Below are 20,625 nucleotides of genomic sequence, written 5' to 3' on the forward strand. Positions count from 1 at the left end.
GCGACTGATGCGGCGCCGCCCCTTTCGCCTGACGCGCCAGAGCGCGCGTCTCGAAGATTGTTCGCCGGAAGGTGTCCGATCCGCTCCGTGCCCGGTTGCCTTCATTGATAGAGAGCCCATTCGGAGGGGAAGGACTTCACCGTGAACCCGACTCGCAGTACGGCGAGGTCGGCAACCTGTCGGCCATGTCGTCGAGACTGGTGCCCAAGGCCCGTGCATCGGGCGACTCGGGCTCAGGAAGGACCCTCATGAAGCGCACTCTCATTGCTGCAACAGCGCTCGCCCTCGCTGGCACGCTCGCCGGTTGCAGCGAGGACGAGCCGAAGGCCGACCCGACGCCAACAGAGTCGACCTCGTCGCCCTCCGCGACCACCACGCCTGAGCCGACCTGGGACGACAAGTACAGCCCCGCGCAGCTCAAGAGCTACCGCGCCGCGCGTGACCGCTGGCTGGAGTACTGGGACTTCTACACCGAGATCACCCGCAAGGGAGTCGATACCCCCGGCGTCAAGTCCGGGTTCGAGAAGTACTCCATGTCGCCACTAGGTGACCGCTCGCAATTCCTCGACAACTACGTCAGAAGCGGTGCACGGTCGGAGGTGCCACCTGAGGTCCTGTGGACAAGTGCGGAGCGAATTACGCAAGACGTCGTCGACTTCAACTACTGCCTTGACCACACCAACTCCCGCGTGACGGTCAACGGCGAGGTGGTTCCAAAGAAGGAGCCCCTGCTCGTCCTGGCTCGAGTACGCATGCGAAAGACCAGTGAGGGCTGGAAGAAGGAGAGGCAGCTCGAGGACAAGAAGGGGGTGACCACATGCACACGCACGGCGCCATGAGTCGCTCAGCTCGGGCCACCGCGAGTGTGGTCGGCACCATCGGAGCAATCCTCGCGGGCTTCCTCATGGTGACTGCCGGGAACTCGAGCTCGTGGGCAGATGGGCCAGAAGGTTGCGAGGTCTACGACGAGGAGACCGAGACATGCCTCAAGTGGACTATCCCCGGTGCGACACCGACAGTGCCCGGAAACACCGGTGAGCCGGGCGGAGGAACAGCCGCATGCCACGACAAAGACGGGACCGAGGTGCCGTGTACGAAGGACGGCCTGACGTGGTGGGGTTCTCCGCGCTGGTGCTACGCCGAGCCGCAACAGCCCCAGAATCCGCCGCCGCGGGGTCACGAGAACGAGAACGGCATGTGGTGGACCTGCCAGACCGGTGCGAGTGGGAACGCAGCAAGTTACACAGTCTGGTGGGCGAGCGGCGGTGCTGCGCCGGTGGACGGTGCAGCGGTCGCTCGTGAGTTGGTGTTGAGGATTCCGTTCGAACTGGCAGACGCCAAGATCGCTCCGCCGCCGACGTATCACACCTACATCTCGTACAAGAACTGGTTGTGGATCGAGTCGTCGCAGTGGCACACGGTCTCCGCGAGCCGGTCGGTGCGGGGTGCGACGGTCACGTTGACGGCGTCTCCGTCGTACGTCGAGTGGGACATGGGCAACGAGGACACGGTCTCGTGTGTCGGTGCTGGTCGTGCGTGGGTGAAGGGGATGCCGGAGAACGCGCCGACGAACTGCTCCTACGCGTACGAGGAGATGGAGGACCCCGAGGGCGACACGTGGACCGTGTCGGCTCGGATCAGCTACACGCTGGCGTGGACCTGCACGGGCAACTGTGGCGGTTCCACGAGTGGAGACCTGGGCTCGCAGCTCGCCGCGGCGGGTGACTCAACCACGATCACGGTGTACCAGCGCCAAACGGTCAACAAGAACGGCGGTTAGAACGGTGACTTCTGTGGATTCTCGGACCTCGAACCGAGCCGATGGCCAGCGGGCGTCGCTGCCGGGCGGCTTGCCCGGTGCGGCGTCACTGTCGAAGGCGGTGTCCAAGACGCCGCGCAAGTACGGGCAGATGCTGATCATGGTCCTGGTCGTGATCGCGGCAGTGGTCGCCGGCGGCTGGCTCTACATGAACAAGGGCGGCGTGGAGGAGGTGCTGGTCGTCGACCAGCCGATCCCGGCAGGGCACCCGATCACCGAGGACGACGTCCGCACCTCGACGGACCCGCTGCTGGTTGCCCGCAGCGTGTCGGGCATCGACGGGGCAATCCCGGTCTCGGAGGTCGATGAGGTGTTCGGGAAGCGCACCACGGTCGCGTTGCTGCCGGGGCAGGTGTTGACCGAGGACTCGCTGACCGAGGACCTGTTGCCGCAGGACGGCAAGCGGCTGATCGCGGTGAACCTCCCGGCCGGCCGAGTGCCTGACACGTTGGCTCCGGGTGCTGTGGTTGACGCGATCGCAGTGCCTCAGGAGGGCCAGTCGGGTGACCCGAAGGCGCTCGACGAGCCGCCGGTCATCTCGGCGGGCGCGACGGTGTACTCGACGAAGAGGTCGCAGGACGGCACCGTGGTCGTGACGATCCTGATCTCCGAGACCGATGCGAAGACGGTCGCGGCGTACGGGGCCGTGGGGCAGCTGACCCTGCTGCAGGCCCCAATCACCGAGGGCGATCCCGAGGACTCCGCACCAGAGGACGCCGGGGGGCAGGGCTGATGCTGATCGCTGTGTGCTGCGACCGGGGCGCTCCGGGGTCGACGACGTCGTCGTTGGCGCTGGGTGTCTCGACACCGGAGCCGACGATCGTGGTCGAGGCCGACCCGTTTGGCGGGGACCTGGCACTGCGGTGCGTCGCCCCGGGTGGCCACGGTGAGGCGTTCCCGCCGACGCCGACGGTGCTCACGCTGGCGACCGAGGCGCGGACGTCGATGAGCCCGGGCCTGGTGGCCAGCAAGGCGCACGACTTCACCGGGTCGACGCGGATCGTGCCTGGCCACTTCTCGGCCGAGATGGCCGCGGGTGTGAAGAACTGGGCACCGTTGGCGGAGGCGCTGCGGGCGTCCTCGTCGCGGGTAGTGGCCGACCTGGGCCGGATCCATTCGAGCTCGCCGACGATTCCGATCGCGGCGGCCGCGGACGTGGTCGTGATGGTGACGCGCCCAGAAGTAGGGGCGGTGCTGCACCTCAAGGACAGGCTGGAGCGGCTCGCGCCGGTGCTGGCCAGCATCCGCAACGCGCCGCCGATCATCGTGCCGGTGGTGGTGACACCCAAGCGGCAGGCGAACGCGGTCGTTGCGGAAGTGGGACGGATGCTCGCACCGAGCAACGTGGCCCGCGCGGTCGCAGGGATTGGGTGGCTCGCGTTGGACCCGTCCGGGGTCGAGGCGATGTACGCCGGCCAGGTGGCGGGGAAGAACGCGCGCACGCAGCTCATGAAGTCGGCCGGGGTGCTCAACGACCAGATCAGCCAGGCCGCCGGTGTCGGACCGTACGCCGCGGCCCAGGCCGCGCCGGTCGACACCTACGCGGTCCAGACGGGGGAGGCCTGATGGTGAGCAGCGGAGCACACGCGAACGGGTACGGCGCCCACTCGAACGGGATGCCTGTGAAGCGGTTCGCGCCGGTCGACCAGGTGCTCGTCAAACGACTCCAGTCTCGTGTGGGTGCCCGGCGGTCGAAGGCGTTGGAGGAGTTCCGACGCAACGGACAGACGCCGCCCAAGGGCGAAGACGCCCGGCAGCACACCGAGGCCCTGCTGGCCACAGTGCTCAACCAGTACGAGTCCGAGCTCGTCGAGGACGGTGGCACTCCGCTGGAGGAAGAAGCACGGAACCGGCTGGAGGCGGCACTCAAGTCCCAGCTGTTCGGGGCCGGCAACCTCGACCAGCTGCTCGAGGACCCCGATGTCGAGGACATCACCATCAACGGGCACGAGAACGTGCTCGTCACCTACGCCAACGGCAGCAAGGCCCAGCTGGCGCCGATCGCCAACTCGGACAAGGAGTTGGAGGAGATCGTCAAGACCATCTCCACCTACGACGGGCTCTCCACGCGGGCCTTCGATGTCTTGAACTACAGCGTGACCCTTCGGTTGCCTGACGGGTCGCGTCTGCACGCGGTGCAGGGAGTCACGGACACCGGCTTGTCGATCTCGATCCGCAAGCACCGGTTCACCAAGGTGACCCTCCTGCCCGATCCCGGCCTGGCTGCACGGGAGGCTCACCTGCCGGAGCGGGAACGGACCCGTGACCTGCAGAGCCAGGGCACCGTGGACCCCGATTTGGCGGCGTTCATGTCGGCGCTGGTACGTGCCCGTAAGAACATCATGATCGCGGGTGCGGTGAGCGCGGGGAAGACCACGCTGCTGCGCGCGCTGGCGTCCGAGATCGACCCGAGCGAGCGGCTGATCACGGTGGAGCGGTCGATCGAGCTGGGCCTGCATAAGGACCCCGAGCGTCACCCGGACGTGGTGGCGATGGAGGAACGGCTGCCGAACGTCGACGGTGCCGGCGCGGTCAGCCTGGCCGACCTGGTCCGCGACTCGACGCGGATGAAGCCCGACCGGGTCATCGTCGGCGAGGTTCTCGGCGATGAGGTCATCACGATGCTCAACGCCATGATGCAGGGCAACGACGGAAGCCTCTCGACGATCCACGCGAACTCGTCGAAGGATGTCGTCTCCAAGATCCAGACGTACGCACTGCAGGCAGCCGAGCGGCTGCCGTTCGAGGCCACCAACGGACTGATCACAGGCGCGCTGGACTTCATCGTGTTCATGCGCCGCATCCGCACCGCGGACGGTGGCCAGCGCCGCATCATCGAGTCGATCCGCGAGGTCGTCGGCCGTGACGAGGACGGCGTGAAGACGACGGAACTGTGGAAGTTCAACAGGGCCACGGGCCGCACCGAGTTCACCCGGAAGGCGATCGCCTGCGAGGAGGACCTCCTCGAGGTCGGCTGGAACCCCGACGGCACGGCCGACCTGCGCAGGTTCACCGAACGAACCGGCAGCGACACCGATGAAGGGTCGTGGATCTGATGACCCTTTTCGTGGCGTGCGTGCTGGCGGCTTGCCTCGGCATCATCGGGATCATCCGCACGGCACGTGGGAAGAGCCTGCTTCCCGCCCGGGTGGCAGCGACCCGCCACACGATGGCTGATCGGGAAGGGACAGCCCGGCAGGTCACGATCGCGTTGATCGTCGGGGTCGTGGTCTGGGCGCTGACGCGGTGGCCGGTGGCCGGCGCGATGGCGGTCGCCGTCGTGCTCTTGTGGCCGAAGCTGGCGCGGTCGGGCGCGATCGAGAAGCGCAGCGTGGCCAAGATCGAGGCGATCGCGAACTGGACCGAGTCGCTGCGTGATGCAGCGGCGTCCGAGTCGGGGCTGGCGCAGGCGTTGCCCGCCACCATGGACGGGGCGCCCGCTCTGCTGCGCCGGCCGTTGCGGAACCTGATCGACGCCATTGACCTGCGTACGCCGCTGCCGATCGCGTTGGCCGACTTCGCCGACGAGGTCGACGACCGCGGCGCGGACAAGGTCGTGATCGCTCTCTCGCTGACCGCACAGCAGCAGTCCGGAAACCTCAAGCGGGTGCTGACCACGCTGGCAGCGAATACCCGCGCCGAGCTGGAGATGCGACGCAAGGTGCTGACCGAACGCAACGGCGTCCGGCGCCAGTCCAACCAGGTCGCCATCGGACTGCTGGCGTTGGCCGGTCTGCAGGCTGTGTTCTTGCGGGGCTGGGTGGAGCCGTACAGCTCGGTGTACGGGCAGATGGTGCTCGCCGCGCTCGCCGCGGTCTACGTGGCCCTGCTGGTCCGGCTCCAGCGTCTGGCCGCCCCAGAACCGCACCCCAGGTTCCTATCGGGGGCGGCCGCCCTCACGCAGGCCGCCGGCCGGGAGGTGGCGCAGTGATCCCGATGCTGATCGTCTCCGCCATCGCGGGACTGGGGCTGGTGCGGCTTCACCGACTGGCCTTCCCCGCGGCGCCGCCCCTGGTCGACCAGGCGGCCCGGTGGGAACGGGCACGCGCCCGCGCCGGCCGTCGCGCCCTGAGGGATGTCGCGCCCGAGGACCAGACCTGGTCGCAGAGGGCCGCGGAGTGGTTCGCCGAGCACCTGCGCACCCGCCGGCCCGACGACATGCAGACCTACGAGCGCGACCTCGCGATCACCGGCCAGCCGATGGAGGAGTGGCTGGCCAAGCTGCTCGTGTGGTTCCTCGTCGGCCTCCTCGGCCCGGTCGCCCTGGTGCTGATCGCCAACGCGGGTGGCCTGGGTGTCCCGATGCTCGTTGCCCCCGCGTTGGGTCTCCTCGCCGCGATCGTCGCAGTCATCGGCGAGGTCAAGGACCTGCGCGAGAAGGCCGCCAAGCGCCGCGAGGAGCTGTGCGACGCGTTGTCGGACTTCCTCGACCTCGTGGTGATGGCGATGGAAGGTGGCCGCAGCCACGCCGACGCGCTCCCCGACATCGCAGAAATCGGCAACGGGTGGGCCTTCCACACCCTCCACGACGCGATCGACAACGCCCGACCCAACGGCATGACGCCGTGGCAGGCACTCGGTGAGGTCGGTGAACGGTTCGGCGTCGTGGAGCTGCTCGACCTGCGGGCAGCACTCAACCTGGCGCAGGACGAGGGCACCAGCATCCGCAACACCCTCATCGCCCGAGCCCAGTCGATGCGCGAGGCCCGACTCCACGAGGCCGAGGGCCGGGCCAACAAGTCAACCGACGCTATGCGCAACAACCTGATGGTGATGGCACTGGTCGCGGCAGCGTACGTGATCCTCGCCCGCGTGCTGTTCCTGTTCACCGCCTAACCCGAAGCAACCAGACCTTTGAAGAGAGGAAACAACCTGATGAACGAGTTCACGCACCTGAAGATGGCGTACGACTACTGGCGCTCCCGCTGGGAAGTCGCCCGCCGCGACGAGCGCGGCGCCTCGGCGCCGGAGTACCTGGTGATGCTGCTTGGCATCCTGGCGATCGCGGCACTCGCGATCGTGGCGGTGCGCACCTTCGTCACCAACAAGGGCAACGAGCTCAACGGCAAGTAAGCCCCGACCCAGACGCCACGAGCATCAGCGAGAAGGACTAACGACGATGACCCCGGACCGCCCACGGGCGTCGCGCCGCCGCCGGCCTCGCCGGCGCCGCGACGAACGCGGCATGGGCGCACCCGAGTTCATCATCGTCATGCCGGTCGTGATGCTGATCTTCCTGATGCTGGTGCAGTGGTCGGTCCAGCTGTACAACGACCGGATCGTGCACGCCGCCGCCCGTGAGGCAGCCGTCGACGCAGCCTCATGGGACGGCACCGAGGCCGCAGGACAGCAGACCGCCAAGGAGTACCTCGCCGACACCGGCAGCGACCTGTCCAACACCAGCGTCCGGATCAGCATGGGCGCAACCGAGGTCACCGTCACCGTCTCCGGGGACGTGATGACCCTCTTGCCCGGCATGACCAAACGGGTCTCGGCCACCGCGACGGTTCCACGGGAGAGGTTCGCGGAATGACACACCCGACCACCACTGACTGGCGCGACGCCATCGACACCTTCTACCACCGCGGCCCCGGCGGCGACGCCGCACTGGCGGCCGCCCACCCCGACCTCGTGCAGGCTCTCCACGACCTCGCGCCCGGCCAGACGCTCATGGTTGCCGGGGTGCCGGTCACCCGGCAGGAGCCCAGTCAGGACGACCGCTGGCCGGACAGGGACCGATGGGACGTCGACGGCTTCGCGAACAACGCTTCGCCGTGGGTCGTGGTGCAGTCGATCCAGTCCATGCGCCGCCACTCCAACTCACGCGGCCGCCGCTGGCTGACGCGTCTGCGCGGACCCCGTGACGAGCACGGCTACACCGCGGTCGAGCTGCTTGCGATGACCACTGTGCTGGTCGGCATGATCACCGTCGTCGTCGGCGGCGGCAGGATCGTCGACTCCAATAGCCAGGTCGACGACGCGGCGTACGCCGCCGCGCGAGCAGCATCCCTGGAAACGAGCTTCGAGGCCGCACAGATCGCCGGCCGCGACGCGGCCAAGGACTCGCTCGCGGACCGGGGGAAGGCCTGCACCCAACTCACCGTGTCATTCGCGGGCACCGACTTCCGCACCTCTGGACAGGTCACCGCACGAGTCACCTGTCACGCGAACCTGAGCGACGTGGTCGGATTCGGCCTTCCAGGCGCAAAGAGCTTCACGGCCACGGCGGTGGTGCCCATCGAGCAGTACAGGAGGCTGCCGTGAGGCCGCTGATGCGACGCCTGCGGTCCCGCCGTGACGAGCGAGGCGTGATCTCCACATGGACGATCCTCACGGCCTCCGGGGTGTTCCTGGTGCTGCTCGGCCTGGTCTATGACGGCGGCAACGCCATGAACGAGCGCATCGAGGCCCACCGGGCCGCTGAGCAGGCTGCCCGTGCGGCCGCCGACGAGATGCGCGGTGTCCGCGATGGCAATGAGGGGATCAACGAGTCGACCGCCCGAGCCCGCGCCAACCAGGTCCTGCGGCAGGCAGGATGGCACGGAACGGTAAGCATCAACGGCCTCGACGTCACCGTGCGGGTCACCGGAAAGTCCGACAACGCGTTCCTTGGCGCTATCGGCTTCCCAAGCTTCCCGGTCGACGAGACCGGCACGGCCACCTCGATCACTGGCCCGGATTGAGCCGCGTCATGAGGTTCCCCGGCACGCAGCTCGCACACGCGGCGGCGAAATCGTGGAAAAGTTCTGCCGGAGCGGACCCGGGTGTCCGATCCACCCGCTGGCCCGTTGCCTTTCTGGACATGACCACAACCCCGTGCCTGGACATCCGATGCGGAACTTGACGACAAAGTGCGCACTACTGAGCACTTCCCGAGGGACGTCCCCTGCATCGGGAACTGCCAGCGCGACACCATCAAGCACGTCCTGCCGGATCACAACTAGGTCCCTCCGGGAGAAGAAGGAAGCACTATGTTGCGGTTTCTGACGCGACTCGGAGCCCTCGCTCTGCTGCTGGGCATCCTCGTCGGGTTCCCCGTCCTGCTGATCTCGGCCGTGGGCAACCCGTGGCCCGATGGTGGCCTGAACGAGTTGTCGCTGATGAGCAACTCGGCCGTGATGGGCATCATCGCGCTGCTGGGCTGGTTTGTGTGGGCGCAGCTGCTGCTGTGCACGCTGTGGGAGATCCCCCCGGCGCTACGTCGCGAGCCCGAGGGTGCCTCGAGGCTGCCGATCGCCATCGGTGGTCAGCAGAGGTTCATCAGGTACCTCGTGCACACCGTGCTCGCGGTCGGCGTGACCTCGACGACGCTGATGGGTTCGCATGCAGCCACCGCGCAGGCTGCACCGGCAGCGCCTCTGCAGCCGATCGCACACGTGGCACACGAGGCTCCGGCCGAGGCCCCGCAGGCACCGGCGTCCGCCGCACCGGTCAAGGCCGAACCGAGCACTGACCAGAGCCAGGCCGATCTGCCGCGGATCGTGACCGACAAGTTCGACACGCTCTGGGGTCTGGCTGAGACACACCTGAATGACGGGTTCCGCTGGCAGGAGATCGCGGACCTGAACAAGGGGCGGGTCATGGCCGATGGCCGCGTGTTCAGCAACCCGCGCAGCATCGAGCCAGGCTGGGAGCTCCTGCTGCCCGCGGATGCGACGAACCTGCCCGGTGAGAAGACCCCTCAGACCGAGCACACCGTGGCCCCCACCGAGACGCTGAGCGAAATCGCATTGGAGACCACCGGCGACGCCGACAACTGGCCGGCGTTGTACGAGGCCAACGAGGACGTGATCGGTAGCGACCCGAATCTGATCCATCCCGGCCAGGTGATCGTCCTGCCGGGCACCGGCGGCGCAGCCGACCCCGAGACCGAAGCGGGTTCGCGGGAGCGCCCCGCGCAGGGTGACCACTCGACCGGCAGGCCCACCGATGGGGAGCGAGGCGGTCATGACGGTGCGGCTGGTCAGGACCAGTCGCAGACTCCTGCGGCACCGGCCGCCCCGACCGCGCCGGAACAGGAGGCGCCCGTCGAGGAGCCACGGACTTCCACGCAGCCCTCCGAGTCCCCGAGCGCCGACGTGGCGGAGGCCGACGAGGACAACGGGATCAGCGCCCTGGACGCGCTGCTGGCCAGCGCACTGTGCCTGTCGGCCGGTGCGCTGGGGCTGCTGCTGCACAACCGTCGTCGCCAGTGGCGGGAGCGGCCGGTCGGTCGGATGATCGCGTCCACTCCCGACGAGCTGGTCGAGGTGGAGCAGTCGATCATCGAGCACGGCACTGCGGCACAGAAGGACGCGGAGTTCCTCGACCGTGCACTGCGGTACGTCGCGGCATCGTGCAAGGTGGCCGACGCCCCGCTGCCTCCGTTGGGTGCTGCAGTGCTTGGCGATGAGGACCTGACGGTGCTGTTCACCCAGCCCGCTGAGACGGACGTGCCGGAAGGGTGGACGGCGACCGATGACGCCCGCGCATGGATGCTGCCTCGATGGACGATCCTCGAGGAAGAGCTGGAGAGCCAGCCGCCGCCGTACCCGGCGCTGGTCAGCGTCGGTCTGGATGAGGGTGGCCACACCTGGTACCTGGACCTGGAGACGCTGGGCATGTGCGGGATCGGGGGCGAGCCGCAGCAGGTGGCCGACCTTGCCCGGTTCATGGTCGCCGAGCTCGCGGTCAACGACTGGGCCGAGGGATGCGAGGTCCTGCTGGCCGACGAGTTCGCGGCCGAGACCGTTCGCCTCAACCCGGCCAGGCTCCGGCAGGTCCGCCGCAGCGCTGCCCTGGCCCGGGCAGCCGTGCTGACCGGTGAGATGGCCGAGGGCGAGCAGAACCTGGACACCGACGTACTGACCCGACGCCGCGATGGGCTGCTGCTGGACACCACCAACCCGGTGGTGGTCGTGGTGTCCTCCCGCCCCGACGAAGAGTTCGTCACCGACATCGAGAGCCGGGACCGCTCCCGGGTCGTGGTGCTGCACGGCGACGAGGAGTCCCCGGCGGTCGAGCTGGCCGGCGACGGGATGGCCTTCCTGCCCATGTGGGGGATCAGCGTCAAAGCGTTCACCCTGGCCGCCGAGGACGCCGGGCCGATGGCTGACCTGATCAAGTCGACGCGCAACCTGAACGACGAGCCGATCCCGGCCATGACCTCTGACGAGGGGCCGCTGGGCAAGTACGCCCGAGCGGACGGCTCGCTGCGTGAGGAGTACACCGCTCCTCGCCGTACCGAGGGCAACGACCCGTCCTCGATGCTGCCCGAGGCCGACGACGTCTATCTGGCCACCGCGGCAACCACACCGGAGGACCTCGCGGCGGCCGCCCCGAGCGTCCCGGCCGAGGTCCGCGCCGAGATCGAGGCCCTGGACCCGGCGCTGGACCAGGACGTCGCGGACTGGTTTGACCCGTCTTCGCCGCGGCCCAAGATTCACCTGCTGGGGCCGGTTGAGGTGTCCGCGCTCAACGGCGGCGACCCATCTGCGATCGACAACCTCGGCGGCACCATCGCCTTCATCGCCTACCTGGCCGTTCAGGATCACGGGGTGACCGGTGAGCGGGCTGCCGCCGCTTGCGGATGGAAGACACAGAAGACGGTTCAGAACCGCGCGACCAACGCCCGCTTCCTGCTCGGCACCCGACCCGACGGCAGCGACTGGCTGCCGGACGCGAGCTTGAGCGCGGGCGCGATGCGGGGCACCAGCCCGACCTATGAGCTCGTCCGCGACCCCGGCGGGGTGCTCATCAGCGGCGACCTGTTCATCCGGCTGAAGAACCGCGCCGCGCGCCGCGGCGACAACGGCTGCGAGGAGGACCTGGTGAAAGCGCTGTCGCTGGTCACGGGCGCTCCCTTCGAGGCCGCCACCGAGCACCGGTTCAAGTGGCTGTTCAAAGCCGGGCAGCAGCGCCACGACGAGATCCTGGTCGCCGCCATCCACGACGCCGCCCACATCTTGGCGACGCGGGCGGTCGCCGACGGTCGCACCGACCTGGTCCGGCTTGCCTGTGACGCGGCTCGGAAGGCCAGCCCGCACAGCGACATCGCGTGGCTGGATCAGGCCGCGGCAGCCGAGGCCGAGTCGGGCCGGACCGCGGCCGGCGAGCTGGTGCGGGAGCAGGTCCTCGACCGGTTCGACGAGGACCTGCCGGCACGCTCGGAGACGATCGTGGAGCAGCGCGAGTGGGGTGCCACCGGGTAACCCGCAGCCTCCATGGACACCGGGTTCGGCCCCGTCTCACCACCGTGGTGAGACGGGGCCGAGCCCGCTTTTCGGGGTGCATGCAAGCAGCTGGGCGAACTTTTCTCAGGAATTTTCCCCGACAGGTGGTGAGCGCCGAAACGGCCTCTGACCTGCGGTTTCGTGCTTGGTGAGCGGGTTTGGTGAGCGGTCACCACGGGGGTGGTGGGCGGTGGTGAGCGGCTTGGTGAGCGAGGTGGTGAGGGGTCGGCTCTGCAGTAGGCGCGTCCTGATCGCCTCTCTCGGAGGACCGCCATGTCGGCCAACACCCTCACCCCGTACTTCGACGACGACAACCACGTCCCCGCCATCACCTGGGCGGACGGCCAGCACAAACGACGCAAGGCCCAGAGCGCCTTGGCGACCTCGGTCATCGCCAGCCTGGAGCGCTCCGGGAAGTGGGCGCAGTGGCAGGAGGTCGAGCCGCGGCTGGCCGGGTTCGCCAGCCTCGAGGAGGTTCGCGAGGCGTGGCGTCGCCGGGACGAGCGCTGCTACCAAGTCGTGGCCGGGCTGACCGCGCTCGGGTCGCGGCGCGGCGCGGACGACGACGACGCCGCGCTCGCGGTGGCGGTGCTGCTCGAGGACGGGGTGAACCGGGTGACGATGACCTTGACGGACGTGTGGGAGCTCGACGACGTCAACGCCGCCGTCTGGGAGGAGGTCAAGGGCGCGGAGCCTCAGCTGGGCTCCCACGCGGCGCGCTACCTGCTGCAGCGGGCTCGGCAGCGGCTGAGCCGTCCGGCGGCCGGGATGGTCTCCCGGATCGACACCACATCACTGGAGGCGCGGATTCAGACGAACAACGCGCTGTCCCTGGGACTGCACAGCGACGGTGTCGGTCGAGAAGATCGCGACCGTGACCTGCTCATCGCGGTTCCCGACGTCGAGGACCCGGTCGAGGACCTGGCCGACCTGCTCACCTGGGCCACCGGGGTCGGCGTGATCGGTACCGAGGACGTCGACCTGCTCGTCGAGCTGATCGCCGCCGAGAACGACGGCCTGGGCCGTGAGGAGGCGCAGCGGGTCGTCGGCGAGCGGCACGGTGTGACCATGCGGACGATCCGTCGTCGCACTACCCGCGCCGCGGAGCGGCTACAGGAGGCTGCCGCGAAGTACCTGGCTGCCATCGCCTGACAATCCTCTCGGCGCCGGCCCGCTGAAACTTTCTTGCCGCTCCCTGTCCGATCCGGGCGGGGAGCGGTTGCTGTTCTAAACATGAGCCGCGAAACGCAGACCGCAGTCCCTGTCTCCGAGCCGACCCCTGAGGTCGTCGCGCAGCTGTTGGACGTGATGGCCGACCACAGCGTGGAGGTCGCCCTGTCCGACATGGAGCAGATGATTGCGCGGCTGCGTGCCGATGCCGCAGAGGCCGCGGAGGCACGTGAGGTGCTCCGCAACACGCCCGCCCAGGTTCTGCGCGAGGCGCTGCGTCTGCGGGCCGCCCGGGTCGAGGTGGTCCGATGAGCACCCGCACCGCTCCGCGGTACTCCACCCGCGAGCTCCAGGCCGCCGCCCAGGCACTGGCGGCCGGACAGTTCGCCACCGGCTCGCTGACCACACCGGAGACCAACCGGACCGTGGTGCTCGACGAGTCCTCGGTCCTGACCGCCGAGCGTGGCGCGACGGCGACCGAGCCTGCCGCGGCGCCGCGGGTCGACGTGACGGCTGCCTGCGGGTTGGCGCCGCTGGTGCGGGTGCGGGCGGCGAACGCCGGCGCGGGTGCCTCGACGATCGCCCTCGCCCTCGCGGAGGCCGCCGACGTCGCAGGTGTCCGGACGCGGGTGCTCGATGCGGCCGCGCCGGCGTGGTCCGGGCTGCTCGGGGCCACGGTCACCGAGCTGGGTGCCGCCGAGGGCTGGCGCCGCGGCCGCCGCGGTGACGGGGTGCTGATCGACCGCGTCGAGGACGCGGTCCGGGTTCCGTCGGCGGTGCCGAGCCCTCGCTCGGCCGATGGGGTGGACCTGACGGTGCTGGACGCGGGCTGGTCGATGCGGGAGCTCGTCGCCGCCGAGGACACAGCCTGGGTCGCGGCCGCTCCAGCGCACGCCGAGGTTCTGGTGACCCGGCCGAACGCGCTGGCGCTGAGCCAGACCGAAGCGGCAATGACACACCTCGAGGACCAGCTGGCGGCCGACCAGGTCGTGGTTGTCGTCGTGGGCGCCGGCCGCTGGAGTGACCGCGAGTTCGCGAGCGCCGGACGACTGCTCCGCCGAGCGCACGAGCAGGAGGCCGTGCTGTTCGCGCCGCTCCTTCCAGGCAAGACCCTGCCGGGTCTGGGCCCCGACCCTTTGCCCAAGCAGCTCACAAGCCCCTCCCAGCGCCTGCTGGAGCGGATCACCACCATCACCGGGCCGCTGTCGGCGAACCGGGCCTAGAAGGAAGAGGAGATTCACAAATGATGATCGAAACCATCTCCGAGGTCGCCACCCAGATGGTGGCGCTCACCGGAGACATCCAAGCCAAGGGCGTCAACGACGTGTGCGCGAAGGCACCGACCGGCGTCGAGAGCTATGTCAACGACATTCTCGGCTGGGTCAAGTACGGCGTCATCGCCATCATCATCGGCGCCGGGTTCGCCTCGTCTGGTGCCCTGATCGTGGGCAAGTTCGGCCAGATGGGCCGTGCCGCACAGATCGGAGCGTCGGGGCTGTTCTGGACCGTGCTCGGCGCGATCGCGTTCGTCACGATCTACGCCATCCTCAACGGGATCGTCGGGAACGGCTGCTGACATGTTCGACCGGACCCGTCACGTCTACCAGTCACGGCTGGTTGACCCGGACACTGAGTGGACCCGGCTGCGGCTGCAGATCCTGCTGGGGGTCGCGGTGGTCGTCGTCCTCGCCTTGGTGGTGGGCGGCGCCTGGTCGGTGGTCAACATGCTCACCGGCTCCTCGGCGTCCGATGCTGCCGGGTCCGAATCGGCGCAGTCGGCCCAAGACGAGCTCGCTGACAAGGAGCTGCCCGAGGCGCCGGTGGAGGCCGCCCAGCCGGGCAGCCTGTCGTCGGGCGAGACGGGCACGATCGAGATTCCGCCACCGACGGAGGTGGGGGAGGTCGGGGTTGCGACCGGCTACCCGCACACCCCGGAGGGTGCGCTGGCGCAGCTGGCCGCGATCGACACGACCGCGCTGACCTCGGCATCGGTCCGGGTGGCCCAAGACGTCATCAAGGAGTGGGCCGCCCCCGGTGGCCCGACCGCCGAGAGCTGGTCGGGCGTGCAGGCGGTAGCCGCGTTGCTGGAGTCGGCGGGCATGTCCTCGGAGGCGAGTAGCTCGCTCACGATCGCCGTCGAAGCGAAGATGGGGTTCATCAAGGGCACGGTCGGTGACGACTTCGTCATTCCGTGTATCGACTTCATCGTCACCGCCACGACCACCTCGGGGCAGCCGCAGCAGGTCGCGGCCGCCGACTGCCAGCGCATGGTGTGGCAAGAGGACCGGTGGGTGATCGGCGAGGGCGAGGAGCCGGCACCGGCCCCGTCGCTATGGCCCGGCTCGCAGGCCTCCTTCGATGCCGGCTATCAGTGGCTGGAGGTGGCGCAGCCATGAGGGACACGCTCATCGTGAACATCGTCCCGATGTTCACCCTCAACCCGCTCAAGTGGCTCGGCGGCAAGGCCAAGGAGACTCTGGCTGACGGTTTCACCTCGATGATGATGGCGATCTGGTCGGGCGCCATGTGGCTGCTCAAGACCGCCTTCGACCTCATCGACAACTTCACCCCCAACGTCGCCGACCCCGACCTGAACAAGCTGTACTCGGTCACCTTGTGGATCGCACTCGTGATCGCCCTGATCGTGGGGTTCGGCCAGATCGGGCTCGCGGTTCTTCGGCAGGACGGGCGCGGATTCGGCACCCTGGCGGCAGGGGTCATCCAGTACGGCGCTGTCCTCGCGTGCTGGATCGGAGTGTGCGCCGGGCTGATCGCCGCCGCCTCGGGGCTGACCAAGGGCATCTTGGACACCCTGCTCGGCGTCGATAGCTTCTCCGGCTACGCGGCCGGCGACGGGTTCGTCGACACCGTCTCGGGCACGACGCAGGCAACCGTGCTGGGGATCTGCGGACTGTTCATCCTGATCCCGGCCGCGTTCGGACACATGATCATCATGATGGTCCGCTCGGCCGCGCTGCTGATCCTGGTTGCCACCATGCCCCTGGCCGCGGCTGGTGCGCTGTCGGAGGGCACGAAGTCGTGGATGTGGAAGTCGATTCGCTGGTTCCTGGCGTGTGTGCTGATGGAACCGCTGCTGGCTCTGGTGCTGGGGATGGGAACCCAGTTCGCCTGGGCCGGTATGCCCGATGGTGAGAAGACCACCGCAGAGAAGGCCGCGGAGCTGGTGACCGGCTCCACCTCGGAGAACATCGGCATGTCGGTGGTCGGGGCGATCATCATGTTGGTCGCCTGCTTCATGCCGATGGTGCTGTTCCGCCTGCTCGCCTTCGTCGACCCGGGCACGGCCTCGGGTGCTTCGTTCCGGTCCACGATGGACGCCAACGGCGGTATCTCGGGTCTGATGCGAGGCAAGCGCGCGGGTGGGGGAGAGGCCGCCGGGTCCGGTGCTGCCGCACAGACCGCGGCGGACGGACGAAGCTCCTCCGAAAGCGGTGCTGAGGCCGAGCACGGGCATCGCTGGAGCGCGGGTTCGCTCGCGAAGAGCGCCGGCAAGGGCCTCTCCTACCCGGTGCGGCACCCCGCGAAGACCTTCGGCAACGGCATGCATGCGGCCGGGAAGGTCGCCCAGGCCGGCGCCGCGATGAGCGTCGACGTGCTCGGACAGGGCGGCATCGGCAACCAGGGCTACTACCCGACCGAGCACGACCCCAAGAAGAACAAGCGGGCACACCAGATGAAGCCGTTCAACGACACCAACGGCGACGGCGTCGCCAACGACATCCCGCCGCAGGCCCAGCAGGCGGTGGACGTGGCCGAGAAGGACCCCGAGGTCTTCCTCGCCTAGCGGCGACCACACAGCCACGCGAGCCCCAACTTTCGAGACACCAGAGCGGAGCTAGACATGAGCGTTTACGGAGCATCGGCCACCAGAGACCGGCAGGCGTGGCTGTTCGGGCTCACCGGGCCACAGTTCTTCCTGGTCCTTGCCGCCGGGTTCCCGACCTGGATGGCGATCGCCATGCAGCAATGGCTGGCGCTACTCGTCCTGCTGCCGCTGTGGGTCGTGGTGGGACTGCTGGTCTGCCTCCCGATCCGCGGCCACTCGGCGATCCAGTGGATCGGTGTCGTGTTCCGGCACATGTCCGGCCTCGCGTTCGGCTGGTCGCGGTTCCAGTCCAAGGCCGCCGCTGGCGACCTGGACCTCGGCAACGGTGACGACGACGAGGGTGAGGCCGGGGAGGCGGACCTGCCGGGCATCTTGGCGGGCATCCAGATCCACGACGGGCCGCCGATGAGTGGGCAGACAGCGCGGCCGGCGATCATCCAGAACCACGCGACCCGCACCTGGGCGGCCACCGCCCGCATCGTCCATCCCGGGATCGGGATGAGCGATGAGGCTGACCGGTTCCGCATGGGCGCCGGGCTGACCGAGATGATGGAAGCTGCGACGGCCGGCAACCAGATCGACCTGGTCGTGGTGCAGGTCCGCACGATCCCGGACGACGGCACCGAGCGCGCGGAGTGGGTGCGACACAACGCGCGTCCAGACGAGCCCGAGGTGTCGGCGCGGGTCAACGCACAACTGGAGGCCATGACCGCCGGCGCGGCGGTGCGTCACGAGGCGTTCGTGACCGTGGTGGTCCGCGAGGACGTCATCAACAAGGACGCCAAGCGTGCCGGCCGGGGCGTGATCGGACGCGCGCGGATCCTGTACTCGGTCCTCGCCGAGGTCGAGGCCCGGCTCACCGGGTCGATCGGCTGCACGCGGGTCAACTGGCTCGACACCTCCGAGCTCGCGGTCGCGATCCGCACGGGGTTCGAGCCCGGCGACTTGCCTGCTCTCGCCGACGCGGACATCCACCACCGAGAAGACCCCTCGATCGCAGCGGGTGGCCCGGTCGCGGCCGCCGGTCCGACCAATGCCTCGACCGCGATGCGTTCCTATCGGCACGGCGAGTGGGAGTCGGTGTCCTCGACGATCCTGCTGCCCCGCAAGGGCGCACGCATGGGTGCGCTGGCCCGCGTCCTGGTGCCCTCCCAGCCGGGTGAGCGCCGCGCACTGACGGTGTTCTACCGGCCGGTCTCTCAGCAGGCCGCCGACCGGTCCACCGGACGGGCACAGATGTCTGCGGTGATGGCGGGGACGCTGCGGGAGAAGGCGGGCAAGGTCGAGCGGGCCAAGGACCGCTCCTCGGTTGGCAAGCTGGCCGATCGTGACGAGAAGCTCGAGCGGGGCCGGTCGCTGGTCAAGGTGGCCTCCGCGGTCTCGATCACGGTTCCGGCCGGTTGGAACGTGCAGGACTTCGGGCGACGTCTGGACGCCTCGATCCGCATCAGTGGCTTCACTCCGCTCCCGCTGGACGGCGCCCACGACGCGGCCTTCGCCGTGTCCGCGATCCCCTTGGGGGCAGGCCTGCCGAAGAAGCGACGTTAACCCGAGAAGCGCCGCGACCGGCACGGCCTGAAAACAGCCGGCCCTCTGGCTATGAAGGTCTCCACCGGCACCGCTTGTAGGTCAGTGCTGACATCACCCGGACCTGGAGGGCACCCCAGTGTTGGTGGGAGTTGACACCACCCTGGCGGGCGCTCAGAGCGGCCCCGCGTCTCGGTCTGGCTGGGGTCGGGGTGACTTGCCGAGGGTGAGTCTCGGTTCCAGCTATCCGAGCGCGAGTTCTGTGTCCGCCGTGGAGGTGAGGGTGTCCCACGCGGCCATGGCGCAGGTGATGATCGCTTCGAGGTCGTCGCGGGTGGCCCCGTCGCGGGCTTGGACGGACAGTCCTTGCACCACCGTGGCGTAGTAGCGAGCGATGGCGGCGACGGCATCGTCTGGCACTGTGAGGTCGCCGTCGGCGATGCCTTGTTCGAGGCGCTCCTTGATGGAAGTGAACTGCGAGCGTCGGATATCGGCGAGGAACTCTCTGACTTCGTGGTTCTCGACCGCGCCGGTGGGCGCGGCGAGGATCAGCATGCAGTAGTGGGGCGCATCGGAGCGGGTGATCTGATCGGCGGTGGCGTTCAGCATGGCGTGGACTGCGGCGCGGGCCGTTGGGTGTTCGGTCAGGGCGCACTTGGGTGGCCCGCCGTAGGTCGTGCCGTAGCGCCCCATGACCTGGCGGAAGAGGTCGGCCTTGCTGCCGAAGCAGGCATAGATGCTGGCTGAGGCGATCCCCATCGCTTCGGCCAGGTCGCTGAGTGTGGTGCCTTCGTAGCCCCGTTCCCAGAACAGGTTTGTTGCTTGCTCCAGGGCGATGTCCGGGTCGAAGGTGCGCGGTCGGCCGCGAGTAGCCATCGGGTGCGCCTCCTGCTTCTGGCCGAATTGTTTGTCGTTCGATCAAGTTTACGTTGACCCGACGCATCCTGTCGTGCCAAGGTTTGTTTGTCGATCCCTAAACAAACCGAATGGATGGTCATGAGCACTCCCGCCACGATGCGCGCCCTGCAGCAGACGTCACTGAACGGGCCGCTGGATCTTCGCCTGGTCAACGACGCACCGGTGCCGAACCCGGGTCAGGGCGAGGTCCTGATCCGGGTCACCGCTGCAGGTGTCAACTACCTCGACGTCCTCCAGTCTCGTGGCCTGTCGGCCGGTGGCCCGCAGCCGCCCTACGTGGCAGGCATCGAAGGGGTCGGCGAGGTCGTCGCCGTCGGCGAAGGAGTATCTGGCGTGGAGCCCGGCGCTCACGTCATCGGGGCTGGCATCGCCGGCGGTGCGTTCGCTGAGTACATGGTGCTGCCCGCGATGGGCGCGGTTCCGGTGCCGGAAGGGTGGACCGACGAACAGGCACTGGGCATGGTCGTGTCCTGGCCCACCGCGTTGGCGGCGCTCAAGCCACTCGGCCAGGTCGAGGCGGGCCAGACCGTGCTGATCCACGCCGCGGCCGGTGGCACCGGCCAGGCCGCGGTGAAGATCGCCAAGCATTACGGCGCGACCGTGATCGCCGCAGCAGCGGCCGACAAGCACGAGGCCGTGCGATCGCTCGGAGCCGACCATGTCATCGACTCCCGTGAGGGTGACATCGCAGCCGAAGTCCGGGACCTGACCGACGGAGCGGGCGTCGACCTCGTCTTGGAATCTGTGGGTGGCAGCACCCTTGAGGCCAGCCTCGCGGCAGCCAAGCGAGTGACCGGCCGCGTGGTGGTCTACGGGCTTGCCGGCGGGGAGGCGACGATCAACAACTGGGACCTGGTCTACAAGCACCAGGTCCACGTCATCGGCCTCAACATTGGGATTCTGATCCAGTCCGCGCCCCAGATCTTCGGCGAGATCATGGGCGAGATGTTCGGACTCATCGCGGCCGGAGTGCTCGGCACCAGCCAGCCCACCGTCTACGGGTTGACCGACGGGCCGAAGGCGCTCGCCGAACTCGAGGCGCGAGCCACCATCGGCAAGTTCGCGCTGACGCCCTGACCCCAGGGTCGCGGGTCGAGCTGTATGCGGCGATTCGGCGCGACGCCCGCGCGGGG

Annotated in this window: 21 protein-coding genes; 20 read left to right on the top strand and 1 reads right to left on the bottom strand. The window is 68.7% G+C overall.

The window, feature by feature from the left end; translation table 11 throughout:
* The first annotated feature begins 248 nt into the window (after window positions 1-248).
* From RBB84_RS25195 to RBB84_RS25285, 19 genes are all read left to right on the top strand, one after another.
* Entirely contained in the window at window positions 249-839 is a 591-nt protein-coding gene (locus RBB84_RS25195; RefSeq protein ID WP_350247765.1) for a hypothetical protein, read from the top strand.
* A gap of 437 nt (window positions 840-1,276) precedes the next feature.
* Window positions 1,277-1,780, top strand: coding sequence for a hypothetical protein (locus tag RBB84_RS25200; RefSeq protein ID WP_350247767.1), 504 nt, complete (start codon window positions 1,277-1,279; stop codon window positions 1,778-1,780).
* 13 nt (window positions 1,781-1,793) lie between these two features.
* Complete coding sequence (locus RBB84_RS25205; protein ID WP_350247768.1) at window positions 1,794-2,552, top strand: SAF domain-containing protein; 759 nt, start codon at window positions 1,794-1,796, stop codon at window positions 2,550-2,552.
* Window positions 2,552-3,385, top strand: a complete 834-nt coding sequence (locus RBB84_RS25210) for a hypothetical protein (RefSeq protein ID WP_350247769.1) — start codon at window positions 2,552-2,554, stop codon at window positions 3,383-3,385. The genes RBB84_RS25205 and RBB84_RS25210 overlap by 1 nt, the downstream gene beginning before the upstream one ends.
* Complete coding sequence (locus RBB84_RS25215; RefSeq protein WP_350247770.1) at window positions 3,385-4,875, top strand: ATPase, T2SS/T4P/T4SS family; 1,491 nt, start codon at window positions 3,385-3,387, stop codon at window positions 4,873-4,875. The genes RBB84_RS25210 and RBB84_RS25215 overlap by 1 nt, the downstream gene beginning before the upstream one ends.
* Window positions 4,875-5,750 carry a type II secretion system F family protein gene (locus tag RBB84_RS25220; RefSeq protein ID WP_350247823.1) on the top strand — a complete coding sequence of 292 codons (876 nt, stop codon included), beginning with the start codon at window positions 4,875-4,877 and terminating at the stop codon, window positions 5,748-5,750. Before RBB84_RS25215 ends, RBB84_RS25220 begins: the two co-directional genes overlap by 1 nt.
* 5 nt (window positions 5,751-5,755) lie before the next feature.
* The gene (locus RBB84_RS25225) at window positions 5,756-6,655 is read left to right on the top strand and encodes a hypothetical protein (RefSeq protein WP_350247825.1); all 900 of its coding nucleotides are present in this window, start codon (window positions 5,756-5,758) and stop codon (window positions 6,653-6,655) included.
* A gap of 39 nt (window positions 6,656-6,694) precedes the next feature.
* Window positions 6,695-6,892 (top strand): hypothetical protein, encoded by a 198-nt coding sequence (locus RBB84_RS25230; protein ID WP_350247771.1) that lies wholly within the window; start codon window positions 6,695-6,697, stop codon window positions 6,890-6,892.
* Window positions 6,893-6,938: 46 nt separating this feature from the next.
* On the top strand, window positions 6,939-7,352 hold the full coding sequence (locus tag RBB84_RS25235) for a TadE/TadG family type IV pilus assembly protein (protein ID WP_350247773.1): 414 nt from the start codon (window positions 6,939-6,941) through the stop codon (window positions 7,350-7,352).
* A complete protein-coding gene (locus RBB84_RS25240) occupies window positions 7,349-8,083 on the top strand; it encodes a TadE/TadG family type IV pilus assembly protein (protein WP_350247775.1) in 735 nt (244 codons plus the stop codon). The genes RBB84_RS25235 and RBB84_RS25240 overlap by 4 nt, the downstream gene beginning before the upstream one ends.
* A 44-nt stretch (window positions 8,084-8,127) precedes the next feature.
* Window positions 8,128-8,502 (top strand): pilus assembly protein TadG-related protein, encoded by a 375-nt coding sequence (locus RBB84_RS25245; protein WP_350247777.1) that lies wholly within the window; start codon window positions 8,128-8,130, stop codon window positions 8,500-8,502.
* 288 nt (window positions 8,503-8,790) lie between these two features.
* On the top strand, window positions 8,791-12,009 hold the full coding sequence (locus RBB84_RS25250) for a LysM peptidoglycan-binding domain-containing protein (protein ID WP_350247778.1): 3,219 nt from the start codon (window positions 8,791-8,793) through the stop codon (window positions 12,007-12,009).
* Window positions 12,010-12,303: 294 nt separating this feature from the next.
* Window positions 12,304-13,182, top strand: a complete 879-nt coding sequence (locus RBB84_RS25255; RefSeq protein WP_350247779.1) for a hypothetical protein — start codon at window positions 12,304-12,306, stop codon at window positions 13,180-13,182.
* Between the two features lie 81 nt (window positions 13,183-13,263).
* On the top strand, window positions 13,264-13,512 hold the full coding sequence (locus tag RBB84_RS25260; protein ID WP_350247780.1) for a hypothetical protein: 249 nt from the start codon (window positions 13,264-13,266) through the stop codon (window positions 13,510-13,512).
* A complete protein-coding gene (locus tag RBB84_RS25265; protein WP_350247782.1) occupies window positions 13,509-14,423 on the top strand; it encodes a hypothetical protein in 915 nt (304 codons plus the stop codon). The genes RBB84_RS25260 and RBB84_RS25265 overlap by 4 nt, the downstream gene beginning before the upstream one ends.
* Before the next feature lie 20 nt (window positions 14,424-14,443).
* Window positions 14,444-14,776 carry a hypothetical protein gene (locus RBB84_RS25270; protein WP_350247784.1) on the top strand — a complete coding sequence of 111 codons (333 nt, stop codon included), beginning with the start codon at window positions 14,444-14,446 and terminating at the stop codon, window positions 14,774-14,776.
* A gap of 1 nt (window position 14,777) precedes the next feature.
* A complete protein-coding gene (locus RBB84_RS25275; protein ID WP_350247786.1) occupies window positions 14,778-15,596 on the top strand; it encodes a hypothetical protein in 819 nt (272 codons plus the stop codon).
* Entirely contained in the window at window positions 15,593-17,005 is a 1,413-nt protein-coding gene (locus RBB84_RS25280) for a hypothetical protein (protein ID WP_350247788.1), read from the top strand. The genes RBB84_RS25275 and RBB84_RS25280 overlap by 4 nt, the downstream gene beginning before the upstream one ends.
* 57 nt (window positions 17,006-17,062) lie before the next feature.
* Window positions 17,063-18,595, top strand: a complete 1,533-nt coding sequence (locus RBB84_RS25285) for an SCO6880 family protein (RefSeq protein ID WP_350247790.1) — start codon at window positions 17,063-17,065, stop codon at window positions 18,593-18,595.
* 222 nt (window positions 18,596-18,817) lie between these two features.
* On the opposite strand, the gene RBB84_RS25290 is transcribed toward RBB84_RS25285, so the two are convergent.
* Entirely contained in the window at window positions 18,818-19,450 is a 633-nt protein-coding gene (locus RBB84_RS25290; protein ID WP_350247791.1) for a TetR/AcrR family transcriptional regulator, read from the bottom strand.
* 120 nt (window positions 19,451-19,570) lie between these two features.
* Here RBB84_RS25290 and RBB84_RS25295 point away from each other — a divergent pair, with 120 nt between their 5' ends.
* The gene (locus RBB84_RS25295) at window positions 19,571-20,569 is read left to right on the top strand and encodes a zinc-binding dehydrogenase (RefSeq protein WP_350247793.1); all 999 of its coding nucleotides are present in this window, start codon (window positions 19,571-19,573) and stop codon (window positions 20,567-20,569) included.
* The last annotated feature ends 56 nt before the right edge of the window (window positions 20,570-20,625 follow it).

Origin of the sequence: Rhodococcus sp. D-6 (assembly GCF_040256695.1) — a bacterium.
GTDB classification, from domain to species: Bacteria; Actinomycetota; Actinomycetes; order Mycobacteriales; family Mycobacteriaceae; genus Rhodococcus; species Rhodococcus pyridinivorans.